This is a genomic window from Mesorhizobium sp. ES1-3, from assembly GCF_020164795.1.
GTDB lineage: Bacteria > Pseudomonadota > Alphaproteobacteria > Rhizobiales > Rhizobiaceae > Mesorhizobium.
Genome location: NZ_JAIUGW010000005.1, coordinates 183055 through 200328 on the forward strand (window position 1 = coordinate 183055; position 17274 = coordinate 200328).

Here is a 17274-nt window from a genome sequence, read left to right on the forward strand (position 1 = left end):
GTGAAAAAGGCGGCCCGGAGGCCGCCTTTCGCAGAAGTGTGTTGTATTTTTGCCGATCAGGAACCAGCGCCGCTGAGCGTGGTGACGGCGCGGCGATTCTGCGACCAGCAGGAGATGTCATCGCATACGGCGACCGGACGTTCCTTGCCGTAGGAAATCGTCTTGAGGCGGCTGGCTGAAACGCCCTTGGAGACCAGGAAGTCGCGGGTGGCGGCCGCGCGGCGGGCACCGAGCGCCAGATTGTATTCGCGCGTGCCGCGCTCGTCGGCATGGCCTTCGATGACGATGGCATACTGCTTGTACTGGTTCAGCCACTGCGCCTGACGCGAAAGAGTCGTCTGCGCGTCGGCCCGGATCGACGTCGAGTCCGTATCGAAGAAGATACGGTCGCCGATGTTGACGGTGAAGTCCTGCGCCGAGCCGGGTGTCGCGGCACCCGCGCCATTGAGGCCAAGGTCGGCCGCGTTGTTCGGGGTCTTCTTCGAAGCGCAACCGGCGACGGCGAGCATCGCCACCAGCGCGATCATGACCGGGTTTCTGGTAAGTGCTGCGATACGGCCCATGCCGCCTCTCCTTCGCATTCGAGTGATTTCGTTGATCACCCAGTAACCACGTTTGGGTTAACCGGCATTCAAGAAACACGGTTAAAATTTGGTTTAAGCTGCCCGTCCGCAGCCGTTTTGTCATAAGCCACAGTTGGCGCGGACCCTAGGCGGAAATGCGGCCAAAACGCGACGAAGACATGGAAAAGGGGGAATGTAAGGGGAGTTGAAGAGCTGGAGAACTGAGGAATTGAAGAAGGCTGCTCACCTTAGCTTCTCTCTGAGGTTCACCAGCATTCCGTACACGTGGGCATAGAATTGTAGCCACTCGTCTCGTTGCGCCTGTGAGATGTATCCAAGATCGAACGCGTATGAAATCCACGTCTCGACTTCACTGCACGATCCCATGGCCATCGAAATGAACCGGGCGAATTCGGCTTTGGAGTGGGTCTGTTTGGCAAACCCCTCGGCCAGATTGGCGCAAATCCCTTTGCTGGAACGCCGCAATTGATCGGCCAGCGCGTATTGCTCTATTTTGGGGAAAGCAAGCGTGGCCTTGTGAACCGCGAGAGAGACCACGTAAGCGCGCTTGTAGACCTCTAAATCCTTTGCTCGCTTAACGTAGCCCTCTGCTTTCTCCATCTCTTCAATTCTTCAATTCGCAAATTCCTGTCTTATTCCAGCAACGGCGACCAGGCCGGATCCGAAGCAAAATTCGCGGTCGGGATCGGCTGCTCGTTGCGGCCGGTGAGATCGACGGAAACCAGTTTCGGACCGCCATTGGAGTCGCGGAAGAACATCAGCACGCGGCCGTTCGGCGCCCAGGTCGGGCCTTCCTGCTGGAAGCCGGAGGACAGGATGCGTTCGCCCGAGCCGTCGGTCTTCATGACGCCGATCTGGAATTCGCCGCCGGTCTGCTTGGTGAAGGCAATGAGATCGCCGCGCGGCGACCACACCGGCGTCGAATAGACGCCGTCGCCGAAGGAAATGCGGGTCTGGCCCGAGCCGTCTGCGCCCATGACGTAGATCTGCGCGCGGCCGCCACGGTCGGAGGTGAACACCACCTTGCTGCCGTCGGGCGAATAGGAGGGTGAGGTGTCGATGGCGGTCGAGTTGGTCAGCCGCGTCGTCGAACGGCTGCGCAGGTCCATGGCGAAGATGTTGGAATTGCCGTCGTCGCGCAGCAGGCTCATGATCACCTTCTGGCCGTCTGGCGAGAAGCGCGGCGCAAAGGTCATGCCGGGAAAATTGCCGACGAGTTCGCGCTGCCCGGTCTCGATCTGCAGGAGATAGACCCGTGGCTGGCCGCTCTCATAGGACATGTAGGTGATTTCCTGCCGGTTCGGCGAGAAGCGCGGCGTCAGCACGATCGACCGCCCGTCCGAGAGATAGCGGATGTTGGCGCCGTCCTGGTCCATGATGGCGAGGCGCTTCTTGCGCGCGTTCTTGGCGCCGGATTCGTCGATGAAGACGACGCGCGTGTCGAAATAGCCCTTCTCGCCGGTCAGCCGCTCATAGATGGCATCGGCGATGATGTGGGCGACGCGGCGCTGATTGGCGTCGTTGGCGAAGAACTGCTCGCCGGCCATCTGCTGGCCGGCAAAAGTGTCCCACAGCCGGTACTGGGCGCGGATGCGCCCGTCTGCTTCCTTGCTGACGCTGCCGGTGACCAGCGCCTGCGCGTTGATCACCTTCCAGTCGTCGAAGCGAGGGGTCGCGTCCGGATTGGCGATCTTCTCGATGAAGGCGCTCTTGTCGATCGGCGCGAACAGGCCGGAGCGCTTGAGATCGGCGGTGACGATCTGGGAAATCTGGGCGCCAAGCGCATCGCCGCCCTGGAAATCCGTGATGGCGATCGGCAGCGGCTCGACATTGCCCTTGTTGACGTTGAGCTCGACGAGCGCCAGCGCCGGCAGAGTGCCTGCAGCGGTCATGCCCATCGCCATCGCGGCAATCATCAGGAGCGGCTTGAGGATTGATTTCATGTCTTCTCGCTTCTCATACTGATTTTCGGATGTCAGGGCCTACAGGCCGAGCATCTCCCTTGGATCGAAGGTGACCCGGATGTCGTTCCAGATGTCCTGCTTGCCGGCGGGAACCTGCAGGCCGGCCATGTCGCATTTCTGAACCGCGCGCACCGCACTCTCATCGAACTGCCTGTTGCCGCTCGATGTTTCAACGGACGGACGGCCGTCGAGCTTGCCGGAGTTGTTCAGATTGAAACGGACGACGACGACGAAATTCTCCGAGCCTTCAAGCCCGGCCGGCAAGGTCCAGCAACCGCCGAGCTGGCTTTCCAAGGCGCCCTGCTCCGACTTCGACAGCTTCTGGCCCTGATCCTTGTCGCCGCCGAGCGACGCCTGCTGGGTCGAGCGCTTGGCGCCGCCGCCGGACGGCTTCTGCTTGTCGAGCAGGGCCGAAATTTCGTTGGCGTTGAATTGCTTGTCGTCGGACTTCGGCTTGGACGAGGCTTCCTTGACCGGCTTGTCGGCATTCTTGCGGCCAGGCGCCTTGGCGCTTTCGGCCTGTGCCTGTTGCGGCTTTGGCCGGGCTTCCGGGGCCGGCGCGGAACTCGGCAATTGGGTCTCTTCGGGCGGCGGTTCCTTGGCTATGGCCTCGGCGACGGCATCCGGCTTGACCTCGGGGGTCGGATCGATAGCGGCGGTCTTGTCCTGCGGCGGCGGGGTCGGCGCCGGCTTGGCCGGCGTCGGCTTGGGCTCCGTCTGCTTGACCGGCTCGGGCTTGACCTCTTGCTTGGGCGTCGGCGCTGGCGCCACTTCCGTCGCCGGAATGGGCTTGGGCTTTTCCTGCGGCTTCGGCACGTCCTCGGTCTTCGGGATTTCCTTCGGGGTCGGCGCTGGCGCCGGGGCCGAGGTCGTGTCGACGGGTTTCGGCTTGGCTTCCGGCGTTATCGGCTTGTCGGTGTCGACGCTGTTTTCGCCCACCTTCTGCGCATTTGGCACGATGTCGGGACGCTGCGTCGGCAACGGCGCCGGCTTTTCATGCATCACGGCCTTCTTGTCGCCCTGCAAGGTCTGCGCGATGGCCTCCATCGGCACGATGTCGACCGCGACCGACTCGACGTCCGCGGACGGCAGCGCGGCCGGCGCCGACAGCGTGAACAGGCCGAAGGCCAGCACCGCCGTATGCAAGATCACCGATGTGGTGAGGCCGGTCCTCATCGTGCGTCTATTGATCCTGTTCCTGCAGTGAAACCAGGCCGATGTTCTTGTAGCCGGCGGCCGAGATGCGAGCCATGACCTTCATGGCCGTGCCGTAGTCGGTCGACTTGTCGCCACGAATGAAGATGCGCTCTTCATAACCGGTCTTCGAGATCGCCTGCAGTTTGGCCACCAGTTCTTCGATCGGAATCTCGGTCTCCTGCAGGAAGATCTTGCCGGTCGCGTCGATCGAGACGGTGATCGGCTGGGTGTCGGCATTCATCGCCTTGGCCTGCGTGTCCGGCAGGTCGATCGGCACGCCGACCGTCAGCATCGGCGCCGCGACCATGAAGATGATCAAAAGCACGAGCATCACGTCGACCATCGGGGTGACGTTGATCTCCGACATCAACGCATGGTGACGGCCGCGCCGCCGGTGGCCACGCCCGCCGCGCCCTCCCATGCCTACGGACATGCCCATCTCGTTACTCCTCAGGCCTTCGGCGCGACTTTTTCATCGATTTGGCGCGAGAGTATGGCGGAGAACTCGTCGGAGAACCCCTCCATGCGCACCGCGATCTTGCTCGCATCCGATGACAGCTTGTTATAGGCGATGACCGCCGGAATGGCGGCAAGCAGGCCGATGGCCGTCGCCAGCAGCGCTTCGGCGATGCCGGGCGCGACCACCGCGAGGCTGGTGTTCTTGGAGCCGGCGATGGCCTGGAACGACGTCATGATGCCGATGACGGTGCCGAACAGGCCGATGAACGGCGCCGCCGAACCGGTCGTGGCGAGAAAGCCGAGACGCCCCTCCAGCTTTTCCATCTCGCGGGTCAGCGCCAGGTCCATGGCCTTGTCGATGCGGGTCTGCAGGCCGAGTGGCGACTTGGCGCCTTTCTCGAAACTCTTCTTCCATTCGCGCATGGCGGCGACGAAAATGGCGCCCATGCCTGTCGTCTTGCGGTCGGCGAGCGTGCGGTAGAGCTCCTCCAGCGACTGCCCGGACCAGAAAACCTGCTCGAAGCGGTTCAGAGCCAGCCGCATGCGGCCATAGGCGACCAGCTTGTCGACGATGATCGCCCAGGTCCACACCGAGGCGCAGAGCAGCCCGATCATGACCAGCTTGACCACCCAGCTGGCCTGCATGAACAGGGCCCAAATCGACAATTGCGCGCCCGGTTCGGCGAGTGCGATATTTTCCATCGTTACGTCCTTAAGATTTTCCGGGCGAAGCTGGCGGCTGGCCCATGGCATCCCTTGTGGTCGGTTCGCACGAAGCTACCGGACACCCCAAACCGTGCCGTTAGCGGCCTTTTCGGGGCAAATATTGGTGAAAGGAAGGCGCTGGATAACGCCAATCTTCACCAATCTCTTCATGAACCGTTATGGTTAAGGATGGGTTAGTCCATTAGGCGCGGCGCATTGCCGCGCCCGGGCATCGCAGGCCGGCATCACTTGAATCTCAACGTGCCCTAGGCATGAAGGCCGCGACCCATTCCCTGGGGAAGCGTCTCGGCCGGCCGTTCTCGCCGATGATCGCCGCCTCGACCCTGGCCTCGACCAGCACCTCGTCGCCGAGCTTGAGCTGCTGCGCCATGAAGATGCGCGCGCCTGAGATGGTCTCCGTGCGGGTGTCGACGGTCAGTATGTCGTCGATGCGGGCGGGGATGCGGAAGTCGATCTCCATGCGGCGCACCACCCATACGATCTTCTCGCCATGCTTGCCGTCGGCAAGCTCGGTGTGATGCACGCCGGTGAGCCTGAGATAGTCGGAGCGGCCGCGCTCCAGGAATTCGAGATAGCGCGCGTGATAGACGACGCCTGAGAAATCGGTATCGGCATAATAGACCCGCGCCATCAGCCGGTGGCCGAACTCGGTCAGCGCACCGGAAAGCCCGGCCAGCAATGCCGCCGATTCACCATGATCGCCCATTTGCGCTTCCCTTTTGGATGCCGACGCGGCAGGTATTTTTTGGCGCATGAACCCGATGGCACTGTTGACGACGATGATCAAGACCTTGACGGCAGTCGTGCTGGCGCTGGTGGCGTCGACACTTTCGTGTGAGGCGGCGACCTTCTCGATGAAGCGCGGTCTCAATCTCGACCAGTGGGTCACCTGGCCCGGCGAGGATCAGTGGGGTGATGCCAATGCCATCCTGCCCTTCCCGGAATGGCGCAAGTTCCTCGAGGAGGCCGACCTCGAGGCGTTGAAGGATGCCGGCTTCGATTTCCTGCGCATGCCCGTCGATCCGTCGCCTTTTCTCTCGAACAAGACAACAGGCCTTCGTGACCAGCTCTATGCCAGCGTGCTGGACTCGGCACGCATGATCAACCACGCCGGGCTGAAGGTGATCGTCGACATGCACCTGATCCCGGCCGGCGGCAGCCGCACGATCGGCATGGGCGAGGTGATGGACGATCCCGCGACCTTCGGGCGCTATGTCGAGATGGTTCGCGGCATGGCCCGCACGCTGGCTGGCGAAGATCCCGAAAAGGTCGCTCTCGAACCGATGAACGAGCCGATCGTCGATTGCGACAGCGACGGCACCAACCTGTGGCCCGACCGCCAGCGCAAGCTGTTCGCGGCGGCGCGTGCCTCGGCGACGAAACTGACGCTGGTCCTGACCGGAGCCTGCTATTCCGCCGCCTCGTCTCTTGAGAAGATCGATCCGAGGGCGATCCCTGACGACAACGTCATCTGGACCTTCCACTCCTACGACCCGTTCCTGCTGACCCACCAGGGCGCGACCTGGGCCGGCGACTTTATCCCTTATGTGACCGGCCTGCCCTATCCGCTGACCGCGGTGCCGAAGGCGCAGCTCGATGTGACGCTTGACACCATCCGCGCCCGTATCAAGGCAGAGGCGCCCTGGGCGCGGCAGAGCGGCCTGCTCGCCTATCTCGACGAGCAGGTCGCCAGCATGGACAGTGCCGACAAGCTGCTTGGCCTGATGGATGCGCCGTTCAAGGCCGTCGAAGCCTGGGCGAAGGTCAACGGCATCAAGCCGGAAGACATCACGCTGGGCGAGTTCGGCATGATCCGCCAGGAATATGGCAATGCCCATGTGATGCCGGCGCGGTACCGTGCCGCCTATGTCAGGGACATGATCGCGCGGTCCGAAGCGCACGGCTTCTCATGGTCGCTGTGGAGCTATGGCGGCGCTTTCGGCGTGGTCGATGCGTTCAATGGCGACAAGGCCGAGCCTGATGTGATGGATGCAATCCGACGTCTGCCCTGAAGTGCCGGTCAGCCGAGGTCGATCTGCAGGATCTCCGGACGCATGCCGAAACGGATGGGCAAATTGCTGAAGCCGAGCCCGCCCGAGACGATCAGGTTACGATCGTCCTCGATGACATGGCCATAGGCGTAGCGATTGCCGAACTGCGACGGCACGATGGGCGAATAGCCGAACAGCCGCACCTGCCCGCCATGGGTGTGTCCCGATAGCGTCAGCGACACACGCCACGGCACATTTGGAAAAATATCCGGTTCGTGCGCCAGCAGGATGACCGGCGCGGCGTCGCTGATCTTGGCCAGCGTGCCGTCGAGATCGTCCAATCCCCTGGCGGGCTCGTGCTTCTTTTTCGGCAACAGCGCCAACTGGTCGGCGAGGCCGGCGATCCATACCCCATGTCCGTCCTTTTCCAGACGCACGGCGTCGTTCTCCAGAACCGGGATACCGACTTTCTCCAGAGCCTTGCGCGCGATCGTCGGGCCGACTTCGGCACGCTGCGCGAAGCCGTCGGCCCACCAGTCGTGATTGCCGAGGATCGACAGCACGCCGAGCGGCGCCTTGAGGCCCGACAGGGCGCCAGCCCATTCCGGCGGCGTCACCCTTTGCGACACCAGGCGCATGCCGGCTATGTAGTCGCCGAGCAGCACGATCAGGTCCGGCTGCAGTGCATTCGCCTCTTCGGCGAGCGAAGCGATCCGCTGCGGCGTCATCCACGGCCGGCAGGCGTGGATATCGGCAAGGGCGACGACGCGAAGCTTCAACCCGGCGGGCCAATGCGGTGGCGTGAGCGCATAGCGCTTCACATGCGTCAGCAGCATCGGCTCGATGCCGATGGCGTACGCACTGAACGAGGCGACCGACAGGAACGATCCGCCGATGAAGCGCAGGAACCCGCGTCTGGTTATCATCAAAGTGGCTCCGACACCTCATTTCGGCATGCGCTGATGCCTGTCGCCCAAAAACGATCTGGATTTGGGAGGACGACATTCATGAGGCAGCGAGCCGATACAACCCAGCAATACGCCGGCAAGCCGGCGAAGATGAGGAGAATTTGCGCAGGCCCGTTCACTGATGCTTGATCGGCGGCGTGAAAAGCCGCTTCGGCGGCTACTCTTCCTGGAACAGATTGATCTGCTGCTGCGCCAAGTCCTTGGGCGCGTCGAGCCCGAGATGGCGCCAGGCGTTGGCGGTGAGCACGCGTCCGCGCGGCGTGCGCTGGATGAAGCCCTGCTGGATCAGATAGGGTTCGATGATGTCCTCGATGGCATCGCGCGGCTCGGACAGGCCCGCCGCGATCGTCTCGATGCCGACCGGCCCGCCGCCGAAATTGCGCGCGATCATGCCGAGATAGCGGCGGTCGAGCGCGTCGAGCCCGAGTGCGTCGACTTCGAGCCGGGTCAGCGCCTCGTCGGCGATCAGGCGGTCGACATGGCCGTCACCGGCGACCGAGGCGAAATCGCGCACGCGCCGCAACAGCCGTCCGGCGATGCGCGGCGTGCCGCGCGCGCGCCGCGCGATCTCGAGCGCGCCGTCGTTGCCCAGCGGCATCTGCAGGATGCGCGCGCCGCGCCGCACGATCTGCTCCAACTCTTCGACCGTGTAGAAATTGAGCCGCACCGGAATGCCGAAGCGGTCACGCAATGGATTGGTGAGCAGGCCGAGCCGCGTGGTGGCTGCCACCAGGGTGAAACGGGCAAGGTCGATCTTGACCGAGCGCGCCGCCGGTCCCTCGCCGATGATCAGGTCGAGCTGGAAATCCTCCATCGCCGGGTAGAGGATTTCCTCTACTGCCGGGTTGAGCCTGTGGATCTCGTCGATGAACAGCACATCGCCTTCTTCGAGATTGGTCAGCAGCGCCGCGAGATCGCCTGCCTTGGCGATGACCGGCCCGGAGGTGGAGCGGAAATTGACGCCGAGCTCACGCGCCATGATCTGCGCCAGCGTCGTCTTGCCCAGCCCCGGCGGCCCTACGAACAGCACATGGTCGAGCGCCTCCTTGCGGCCCTTGGCGGCCTCGATGAACACTTTGAGATTGGCCCGCACCGCCGCCTGGCCGACAAAATCGTCGAGCGTCTGCGGCCGCAAGGTCTGTTCGGCATCCTCGCCGCGCTTTTCCGGTGCAATGAGACGGGGGGAAAGGCTCATGCCAGCAATTCCATGCTTGCAATGGACCTTGCAGCCTGCAGATCGAAAGTGACTGTGTGGGAACAGCCCGCATTTCGGTTGTGTTCGGCGATGAGCGCATCGGCAAAGTCAACCTGCGGCATGTTGGACCTTTCGAGCGCGATCACGATGGCATCGAAATCCTCGAAAACCAGCGTTCTGATTTTCAGCAGTCTTTGAATTGCCGCCAGGACTTGTTCCCTGGACATCCTGTAGCGAGAAATCAGCGACCAACTGAACTCGACCAGGACGATCAGGCTGACAAAGCCTGGGGTATCCTCACTAAGGCCTTTGCCGAAAGCCAAGGCTTTTGCCCTTTGCTCGGCATCATCGTTCAGCACCATTCGAAGCAGAACGTTCGTATCGATGCCTATCGACGTCACGCGTCGCCCTCATGCCTGCCCTTCGGCGCGTCCCCGACAACATGCCGTCCAACCGCGTCCCGAACCGCTGCATCGATTTCCTCGAGCGAAGCCGGGCCGCCGGGCGGATCTCCCAGGAATCCGGCTAGGTCGGCAAAGTCGAGATTGCGTGGCGTTCCGATCAAGTAGCCATCAACTACCGTCCAGGCGATCATGTCACCCGCCTTGAGCGACAGTGCATCCCTGACGTCCTTCGGGATGGTAAGCTGGCCTTTCGATGTCAGGCTTGCGTAAGCACCCATTGTCTTACTTTCTGAGAAATTACTTACAAAGCATATTGTAGTTGGAATTTTGTTTTCAAGCAATCACCGTGCCAATTCCTTCAGTCCGAAGCGGATCAGTTTCGAGGCATCTGCGTCCTCACCCGCCGTCTTCAGCGCCGCCGATATCGCATTGGCGGCGGTGTCGCGCGAATAGCCGAGGTTGACCAGGGCCGAGACAGCGTCGGTGATCGGCGCCGGCGCCATGCCTTCACCGAGTTCCTGCTTCAGGCCGATCGTGCCCGAAGCGCCGGCATAGGCCGGCGCCTTGTTCTTCAATTCGGTGACGATGCGCTCGGCCACCTTCTTGCCGACGCCAGGGGCGCGGGAAATCATGGCGATGTCGCGCAGTGCAATGGCATTGGCGAGGTCGGCCGGCGCCAGCGTCGACAGGATGGCCAGCGCCACCTTGGCGCCGACACCCGGCACGTTGTTCATCAGCAACCGAAACCATTCGCGCTCGAGCTGCGACTGGAAGCCGTAGAGCCGGATCATGTCCTCGCGCACATAGGTCTCGATGAACAGCACCACCGCCTCGCCGGGCGAAGGCAGCGCGGCGAGCGTGCGCACCGAGCAATAGGCGACGTAGCCTACGCCGTGCACGTCGACGAGGCAGAAATCCTCGTCGACCTCGTCGAGCGTACCCATGAGCTTGCCGATCATCCCCAACAGCCTCTCATGATGCCAATGCCGCCAGCCGATAGGCAGCACTCTGCCGGTGATGCGCGTGGCAGATCGCGATGGCCAGCGCGTCGGCGGCGTGTTCGGTGTCGAAGATCGCCTTCGGCAGCAGCACCTTCACCATCATGTGGATCTGCTTCTTGTCGCCGTGGCCGACGCCGATCACCGCCTTCTTCACCGCATTGGGCGCATATTCGGCGACGACGAGGCCCGCCCGCGCCGGGACCAGCATGGCGATGCCGCGTGCCTGGCCGAGCTTCAGCGTCGCAACGGCGTCCTTGTTGACGAAGGTCTGTTCGACGGCGGCCTCATGCGGCATGGCCTGATGCAGGACTTCGGCGAGCCCGTCATGCAGTTGGCAGAGCCGCGTCGCCAGCGCCGCCTTGTCCTCGGAGCGCACGGTACCCGAAGCGACAAAACGCAACGAATTGCCGAGGCTCTCGACGATGCCCCAGCCGGTGCGCCTGAGCCCCGGATCGATACCGATGATGCGAATCGCGTCCCCCATCCGGTGACTTTACCCCCGGCGGACAGCGATGCCAGCGAAATGTGAACAAACCGGAAACAACCCTTGCAATTTCAAGGGGAGCGATTGCGAAATCGCTTAATTGCGGGCGAACGCCGTGTTGAGCAGGCTGATCTGGTCCGAGACCGGATTGGGTCGGCGAGCGACGGGCTGCACGTCGACCACCGCGCCGGCGCCGTAGATCTCTTCATCCATGCGGCGCACCAATGCCTGCAGGCGCAGCGACCGGTTGACGAGGTCGAGGAAATCATTCGGCAGTTCGGCCCAGCCGGCCGCCTCGTCATGGGCGGAAGCGGTGTCGAGGCGCACCTTGGACTTTTCCGATGCGACCTGGTCGCGGGTCATCTCGCCGGAATTCGCCGCGCGCTGCAAAAGCAGCCACGAGGCGACCTGCATCAGCCTGGTGGTCAGCCGCATCGATTCGGCCGCGTAGAGCGTGGCCGCCAGCCGCGACAGTTTCTTGGCCTCGGCCCGGCCCTTGCCGTCGAGATACTCCGCCGCCTGTTCGACCAGTCCCATGCCTTCCTGGTAAAGCGGTTTGAAGGAGTGCGAAAAAACCCGGCGCTCCGCCAGCTTCACGGTTTTCGCAATGCCCTTCGAAGGCTCGTTCATTGATAACGCCCCTGCACTTGCAATCGGCCGATTCGGCTCTCTGCCGATACACCCGAGACCCTATAAGACTGAAGCTTGAAAATGCGCTTCGTCCGGGGTGAAGGCAAGCACATGTTTAACAGAAGGTTAACAGCGCTCGGCTGTGCGGGATACCGCCGGAATTCGGACAAAAAAAGAGCCGCGGATAAGGCGGCTCTCAGGAGTTTAACAGGGAGGCGTCAAACAAAGTGGCTCCAACCACTCGGTAAGAATCCAGATCACTGGATGGACATAGTAAACGCCTGTAAAGCTTAATGAACCCTTAACACCCCTGATATTTTTTGACCCAATGCCGTGTTTCTGTGCCGTAACAGCACAGCCGCACAGGCCAGGTTTCAGCCTTCACTCAGGCCTTTTTCCACACCACCGGCAAGGCAATGAAGGCGAACAGCAGCATGCCTGCGTAGAAGCCGATCGACGATATCCCGAGTAACGGCTCGATCCCCGGATTTCCGGCAAGCAGTATATAAAGGCCGATCATGAGCCCGATGCCGCTGATTGCCGTCAGCCAGAAATGGACGAGGGCCAGTGTCTTTTGCCCGGCTGCCGGAAACAGGTGGTAAAAGAACGCGAAGACCGCCGACATCAGCCAGCCAGCCACCATCGTGTGGGCGTGGGTCGGCATCTGGCCGTGGTCGTCGCTGATGGCCATGTGGATGCCGAGTGCCATGCCGCACAGCGCATAGATGATCGCCAGCGTGAAGAAATTCCGTGCTGTCCCTTGCATATTAGTCCCCCGAATTGCCTTTTCCCAAGCTGGGAATGAGTTGATCGTCAGGCCAGCGCCGTCGCCGCCGGACTTCCAGCGTCGGCACTAGCATCGGCATTGTTTCCGGACGATGTCGCGTCCCCCGACACTGCCGACATAGCAGAAAACCGGGCGGTGCGTTCATCATATTAGTTGCTCCTTTCGTTATCCGGCAGTCTGAAACACAGCCGGTTTTCCGCGACATCGTACCGAAACAGCCGCGGCGCTAAACGCTGCGACATCTGATCGGCGGGCGGGCAATGGCACGCGCCGCCAGGGGCATCGGGGAGAAAGCCATGGATTGGTATTCCATCGTCAAATTGCTGCACATCCTTTCGGCGACGCTTTGGGTCGGCGGCGGCTTCACGCTGATGGTGCTGGCGACGCTGGCGGATCGTGCCGGCAACATCCAGGGAACGCTGCAGGCGATGCGCGCCACCGGCGAGTTGGGCAACCGCTTCTTCGCGCCGATGTCGATGCTGACATTGGCCTTCGGATTGATCATGTGCTCGTTCTGGGTCGGCTTCTCCGATCTCTGGGTCCTGATCGGCCTTGCCGGCTACGCCACGACCTTCTGCATCGGCATGTTCGTTTTCAAGCCGACCGCCGACCGCATGGCCGCGATGATCGCCAGGGACGGCGTGACGCCCGCAGCCCTTGCCTATGGCCACCGCATCCTGCGGGCGGCTCGCTTCGATTATGCGGTCATGCTTGTCATCATCACCGACATGGTTCTGAAGCCGACCCTGCACGACTTCGCTGTCCTGGCGGGCATGGTGCTGGTCCTTGCCGCCGGTGCCGCGATGGCGCTCGGCCGGCCAAGACGCATGGTGCCAAGCGCCGCCTGATGCGGGCTGGAATGCGCTACATGAGGCCGGCGATCCCGTCCCACAGGAGCTTCACGGCCACGACCGCCACGGTCGCATAGGTGAAGGGATAAAAGATCTCCGGCCGCATCCGCCGCACCAGCCATGCACCGGCAATGGTCGACAACGGCGCCAGCGGCATCAGCACCGCCGATGCCGTCAGATTGGCGGTGTCGAACTGGCCGAGCGCGAAATAGGGGATGAGCTTCAGCGCGTTGGTGGCGGCAAAGAAGATCGCTGCCGTGCCCGACAGCACCTTGGGGTCGAGCCGGATGGGCAAGGCATAGACCTGGAAGGGCGGGCCACCGACATGGGCGACGAAGCTGGTGAACCCGGCGACAGTGCCCCATAGGGCCGCGGCCACGCGATTGGGTTCGGCCGCATGGTCGGAACCATGACGAAATTGCAGGTAAAGCCAGCGCAGCACGAAGATGATGGCAACGGCGCCGACGATGAGCCGCACCGCTTCCTCGGTGACCAGTGCCGCCGTCAGCCAGCCAAGCCCGATGCCAACGACGGCGCCCGGCATCATGTCGACCAGCATCTTGCGGTCGTATACGCCCCACCACGTCCACACCGAGACGATGTCCATAAGGCACAGGATAGGCAGCAGGATGGCGGCCGCTTGGACCGGCGGCATGATCAGCGCCATCAGCGGCACGCCGACGAAACCGACGGCGCCGCCGAAGCCGCCCTTGGACAGGCCGACCAGAATGACCGCCGGGACGGCGGCCGCGTAGAACCACGGATCGAGAAGCAGGCCTGACATGGGAGGGACTGGTCTGGAGGGAAAGCGCGTCGACGCCTGAATAACCCAGAACCGTCTGCTCGGCGACCGCAAATATGGGCTGGCCGCGACCGGCCCCTCTAACGGGCTTCGAGCACCTATCGGCGCGCCGAAACCAGCAGGAACATCGGCCGCTCGAGCTCTTCCGCAAGGTCCGGCATGGCCGCGATCTGCGCGTCCGTTGGACGGAATTCCTCGACATGCACGATTGTGAAACCCGTGCGGATCAGCGTGTTGAGCGTGGTGCCGATGGTGCGGTGATGTTTCACCACCCCCTTGGCCAGCCAGTCGGTCTTGCGTGGCCCTTCCACCAGATACCGGTCGACAGGCCAAGTCTTTTTCCCCTCCCCATCGATCGACCAGCCCGGATTGGTCGGCGCCATGTAGATCGGATGCTCCGTCGAGAAGACGAAATGGCCGCCGGGCGACAGGGCCTGGTGCACGGTCCTGAACAGGCGCGCAACATGCTCGACATAGTGCAAGGCGAGCGAGCTGTAAGCGAGATCGAAGCCGCTTTGCGGCAGGCTTAGCCGGTCGAGGTCGGCCCTCTCATAGGTGATGCCGGTGTCCGGGCCGGCGGCCCTCGCCCGGGCCAGCATCTTCTCCGACAGGTCCAGCCCAAGGACGTCGGCCGCGCCCTGCCCGTGCGCCCAGCGGCAGAACCAGCCGAAGCCGCAGCCGAGGTCGACGATCCTCAGGCCTGCGACATCAGGCAGCATCGCGCGAAGCGCCGGCCACTCGGCGGCGCCTTCGAGGCCTTCGACCGAGCGGCCAAGCTGGCTGTAGCCCGCGAAGAAATCCGGTTGATCGTAAATGTTCTGCGCCATGTTTTTCTCGCTCTTCAGACAGGCACTTGGCGGAAGACTGACATTTGGTGGACTGGCCGCGCCTTTCCACCACGGCCACGCGGTGTCAAGCCCGTGAGCCCGACGGCAACCCCAGGGGCGGCGGTCGCCGCCGGATCGGCTGTGCCTTGATGATGGCGGTGCTGGTCTCGGCCTTGTCGGCGATACGGTCGAGAATGCCGTCGAGGTCGCCGATCGAGCGCACGTACAGCCGGGCGACGAAACAGTCATCTCCCGTCACCTTGTCGCATTCGCCGAACTCTTCAATCTCCTCGATCAGCTTCTGGACGATGTGCAGCTTGCCCGGCAAAGGTTTGATCCGCACGATCGCCTGAAGCGTATAGCCGAGCGCCAGCGGATCGATCTCGACGGTGAACGCCCGGATGACGCCCCGTTCCTCGAGCCGCCGCAGACGCTCCGAAACGCTCGGCGACGACAGCCCGACCTGGGCCGCCAGATCCTTCAGCGAGGTTCGCGCATCCCTGACCAGGATTTCCAGCAGATTTCGGTCGAGATCGTCCAGCATTTATCTTTCTCATGGTTCTTGAGGTAGTAACCTAATATAATTAGGCAACTCCCCCATATCGCCTTTTCCAAAAGATGGAAAGCTCTCACATCGCATGAGATTATGCCGCATCAACGGGTTCAGAGGCTTATCATGAACGATACTGTACGCGGCACGGTCGAAATGTCGGCGGCAATGGCGATCCTGGGAACGATCGGATGGTTCGTCATCATGTCCGGCCAGCCGATCATGGATGTGGTGTTCTGGCGCTGCGCGTTCGGCGCGCTGACGCTGCTCATCATCTGCGCTTCGCTTGGATTGTTGCGCAACAGGCTGTCGTTGCGCATCATCGGCCTCGCGGCACTGGGCGGCGCGGCGATCGTCATCAACTGGCTGCTCCTGTTCAGCGCGTTCTCGCGCGCCTCCATCTCGATCGCCACCGCGGTCTACAACACGCAGCCCTTCATGCTGGTCGGCTTCGGCGCGCTGTTGTTCGCCGAGCGGCTGACATTGACCAAGCTGACCTGGCTGGCAATCGCCTTCGCCGGCATGGTGCTGATCGTCGGGGCCGCCCCCGATGCCGGCGATGTCGGTACGAACTATCTCGCCGGCATTCTGATGGCCCTGGCCGCCGCCTTCTTCTGGGCTGTCGCCGCCATCGTCACCAAGAAGCTCAAGGGCACGCCGCCGCATCTGATCGCACTCATCCAGGTCTGCGTCGGCGTCGTCATGCTGGCGCCCTTCGCAAATCTCTCGCATCTTCCCGCCGATCCATGGAGCTGGGCCATGCTGGCGACGCTCGGCATCGTCCACACCGGCCTGATGTACATCCTGATGTACGGCGCCATCCAGAAGCTGCCGACGCATCTGCAGGGATCGCTGTCCTTCATCTATCCGGTCGTTGCCATCCTGGTCGATGTCACCGCTTTCGGCCATCGGCTGCATCTCAGCCAGGTCGTCGGCGCCGCCGCCATCCTGATCGCCGCCGCCGGCATGAATCTCGGCTGGACATTGTGGAAACCGAGACCGTCCGCCGCGAGCCCACAGCCGATCAAGTAAGGCGACACACTGGCTACCCCAGGTCAAAGATCCCGATCCTGGCTGCCCGCCTGTTCAAAGCGGGCAGTTTGCTCTATGCCGCAATCCAACCATCTTCGCCCGGCATAGGCGAAACCCGGGATCGAAGAACCATGAATGACGCAACGCCCCCCAACCGCTGCCGCATCGTACTGATCGCGCCGCCCGGCGTGCCGGCCACCCGCATCGCTGCCGCGTTCGACGGCGGCGACGTCGCCTCGCTGATCCTGCCCGAGAACGGCATGGACGAGGCCTCCTTCCAAGCGTTCGCCGAACAGGTCGTGCCAGCCGCGCAGGCCGCGGGCGTGGCCGTCATCATCGCTGGCGACACCCGCATCGCGGGCCGGGTCCAGGCCGATGGCATCCATGTCGAGGTTTCCAAGGCCGAGCTTGCCGAGACGATCGAGCATTTCCAGGTGAAAATGATGGTCGGCGCCGGCGGCGCCAAGACCCGCGACGACGCGCTGGAGCTCGGCGAGGCCAGGCCCGATTACATTTTCTTCGGCCGCTTCGGCTACGACAACAAGCCCGAGCCGCATCCGCGCAATCTGTCATTGGGGCAATGGTGGGCGCAGATGATCCAGATCCCCTGCATCGTCGAGGCCGGTTCCGATCTTGCCTCCGTCGAAACGGTGGCAGCCACACGCGCCGAATTCGTCGCGCTGTCGAGCGCCGTGTTTGCCGATGGCGTCGATCCGAAGGCGGCAATCACCCGGGCCAATGCGCTGCTCGACGAAACAGCGCCGCGCTTCGAGGATTGACGTGTCCCTGGCAAGGCTTTCCCTTCAGGCCCTGCTTGCGGCG

Annotated in this window: 22 protein-coding genes; 4 read left to right on the plus strand and 18 right to left on the minus strand. The window is 62.9% G+C overall.

All coding sequences use genetic code 11. The annotated features are described in order from the left end of the window. Window positions 1–56 precede the first annotated feature (56 nt). From pal to ybgC, 7 genes are all read right to left on the minus strand, one after another. A complete protein-coding gene (gene pal / locus LB536_RS10140; RefSeq protein ID WP_140754743.1) occupies window positions 57–563 on the minus strand; it encodes a peptidoglycan-associated lipoprotein Pal in 507 nt (168 codons plus the stop codon). A 243-nt stretch (window positions 564–806) separates the two neighbouring features. Further along, complete coding sequence (locus LB536_RS10145; protein ID WP_224591535.1) at window positions 807–1184, minus strand: four helix bundle protein; 378 nt, start codon at window positions 1182–1184, stop codon at window positions 807–809. 32 nt (window positions 1185–1216) lie between these two features. Beyond that, a complete protein-coding gene (gene tolB / locus LB536_RS10150; protein ID WP_140754746.1) occupies window positions 1217–2527 on the minus strand; it encodes a Tol-Pal system beta propeller repeat protein TolB in 1311 nt (436 codons plus the stop codon). Between the two features lie 39 nt (window positions 2528–2566). Further along, on the minus strand, window positions 2567–3724 hold the full coding sequence (locus tag LB536_RS10155; protein WP_224591538.1) for a TonB family protein: 1158 nt from the start codon (window positions 3722–3724) through the stop codon (window positions 2567–2569). Between the two features lie 7 nt (window positions 3725–3731). Continuing rightward, the gene (gene tolR / locus LB536_RS10160; RefSeq protein WP_027141797.1) at window positions 3732–4184 is read right to left on the minus strand and encodes a protein TolR; all 453 of its coding nucleotides are present in this window, start codon (window positions 4182–4184) and stop codon (window positions 3732–3734) included. A gap of 11 nt (window positions 4185–4195) precedes the next feature. After that, complete coding sequence (gene tolQ / locus LB536_RS10165) at window positions 4196–4906, minus strand: protein TolQ (RefSeq protein WP_015315267.1); 711 nt, start codon at window positions 4904–4906, stop codon at window positions 4196–4198. Window positions 4907–5165: 259 nt separating this feature from the next. Beyond that, complete coding sequence (ybgC, locus tag LB536_RS10170; protein WP_224591541.1) at window positions 5166–5636, minus strand: tol-pal system-associated acyl-CoA thioesterase; 471 nt, start codon at window positions 5634–5636, stop codon at window positions 5166–5168. A 55-nt stretch (window positions 5637–5691) separates the two neighbouring features. Between ybgC and LB536_RS10175 the strand changes: the two genes are divergently transcribed. Continuing rightward, window positions 5692–6942: a glycoside hydrolase family 5 protein gene (locus tag LB536_RS10175; RefSeq protein WP_224591544.1), complete on the plus strand. Its 1251-nt coding sequence runs from the start codon at window positions 5692–5694 to the stop codon at window positions 6940–6942. A gap of 8 nt (window positions 6943–6950) precedes the next feature. Here LB536_RS10175 and LB536_RS10180 read toward each other — a convergent pair whose 3' ends face one another. The 8 genes from LB536_RS10180 to LB536_RS10215 form a co-directional block, all read right to left on the minus strand. Next, window positions 6951–7847, minus strand: a complete 897-nt coding sequence (locus tag LB536_RS10180) for a metallophosphoesterase (protein WP_140754754.1) — start codon at window positions 7845–7847, stop codon at window positions 6951–6953. Between the two features lie 199 nt (window positions 7848–8046). Continuing rightward, complete coding sequence (gene ruvB, locus LB536_RS10185) at window positions 8047–9084, minus strand: Holliday junction branch migration DNA helicase RuvB (RefSeq protein ID WP_224591547.1); 1038 nt, start codon at window positions 9082–9084, stop codon at window positions 8047–8049. Next, a complete protein-coding gene (locus LB536_RS10190) occupies window positions 9081–9485 on the minus strand; it encodes a PIN domain-containing protein (RefSeq protein WP_224591550.1) in 405 nt (134 codons plus the stop codon). The genes ruvB and LB536_RS10190 overlap by 4 nt, the downstream gene beginning before the upstream one ends. After that, entirely contained in the window at window positions 9482–9766 is a 285-nt protein-coding gene (locus LB536_RS10195) for an AbrB/MazE/SpoVT family DNA-binding domain-containing protein (RefSeq protein WP_224591552.1), read from the minus strand. The genes LB536_RS10190 and LB536_RS10195 overlap by 4 nt, the downstream gene beginning before the upstream one ends. A gap of 63 nt (window positions 9767–9829) precedes the next feature. Further along, window positions 9830–10447 carry a Holliday junction branch migration protein RuvA gene (ruvA, locus tag LB536_RS10200; protein ID WP_224591555.1) on the minus strand — a complete coding sequence of 206 codons (618 nt, stop codon included), beginning with the start codon at window positions 10445–10447 and terminating at the stop codon, window positions 9830–9832. A gap of 13 nt (window positions 10448–10460) precedes the next feature. Next, on the minus strand, window positions 10461–10973 hold the full coding sequence (ruvC, locus tag LB536_RS10205) for a crossover junction endodeoxyribonuclease RuvC (protein WP_140754762.1): 513 nt from the start codon (window positions 10971–10973) through the stop codon (window positions 10461–10463). A gap of 96 nt (window positions 10974–11069) precedes the next feature. Further along, complete coding sequence (locus tag LB536_RS10210) at window positions 11070–11603, minus strand: DUF1465 family protein (RefSeq protein WP_140754764.1); 534 nt, start codon at window positions 11601–11603, stop codon at window positions 11070–11072. Between the two features lie 385 nt (window positions 11604–11988). Beyond that, on the minus strand, window positions 11989–12369 hold the full coding sequence (locus LB536_RS10215; RefSeq protein ID WP_140754766.1) for a hypothetical protein: 381 nt from the start codon (window positions 12367–12369) through the stop codon (window positions 11989–11991). A gap of 317 nt (window positions 12370–12686) precedes the next feature. On the opposite strand from LB536_RS10215, the gene LB536_RS10220 reads away from it, so the two are divergent. Beyond that, the gene (locus LB536_RS10220) at window positions 12687–13238 is read left to right on the plus strand and encodes a DUF2269 family protein (protein WP_140810722.1); all 552 of its coding nucleotides are present in this window, start codon (window positions 12687–12689) and stop codon (window positions 13236–13238) included. A 16-nt stretch (window positions 13239–13254) separates the two neighbouring features. Here LB536_RS10220 and LB536_RS10225 read toward each other — a convergent pair whose 3' ends face one another. From LB536_RS10225 to LB536_RS10235, 3 genes are all read right to left on the minus strand, one after another. Further along, the gene (locus tag LB536_RS10225) at window positions 13255–14025 is read right to left on the minus strand and encodes a sulfite exporter TauE/SafE family protein (RefSeq protein ID WP_140810721.1); all 771 of its coding nucleotides are present in this window, start codon (window positions 14023–14025) and stop codon (window positions 13255–13257) included. A 116-nt stretch (window positions 14026–14141) separates the two neighbouring features. Then, window positions 14142–14870 (minus strand): class I SAM-dependent methyltransferase, encoded by a 729-nt coding sequence (locus LB536_RS10230; protein WP_224591558.1) that lies wholly within the window; start codon window positions 14868–14870, stop codon window positions 14142–14144. A gap of 85 nt (window positions 14871–14955) precedes the next feature. Beyond that, entirely contained in the window at window positions 14956–15414 is a 459-nt protein-coding gene (locus LB536_RS10235; RefSeq protein ID WP_140810719.1) for an Lrp/AsnC family transcriptional regulator, read from the minus strand. Between the two features lie 132 nt (window positions 15415–15546). On the opposite strand from LB536_RS10235, the gene LB536_RS10240 reads away from it, so the two are divergent. Beyond that, complete coding sequence (locus LB536_RS10240) at window positions 15547–16452, plus strand: DMT family transporter (protein ID WP_224591561.1); 906 nt, start codon at window positions 15547–15549, stop codon at window positions 16450–16452. A 131-nt stretch (window positions 16453–16583) separates the two neighbouring features. Further along, the gene (locus LB536_RS10245; RefSeq protein ID WP_140754778.1) at window positions 16584–17231 is read left to right on the plus strand and encodes a thiamine phosphate synthase; all 648 of its coding nucleotides are present in this window, start codon (window positions 16584–16586) and stop codon (window positions 17229–17231) included. The last annotated feature ends 43 nt before the right edge of the window (window positions 17232–17274 follow it).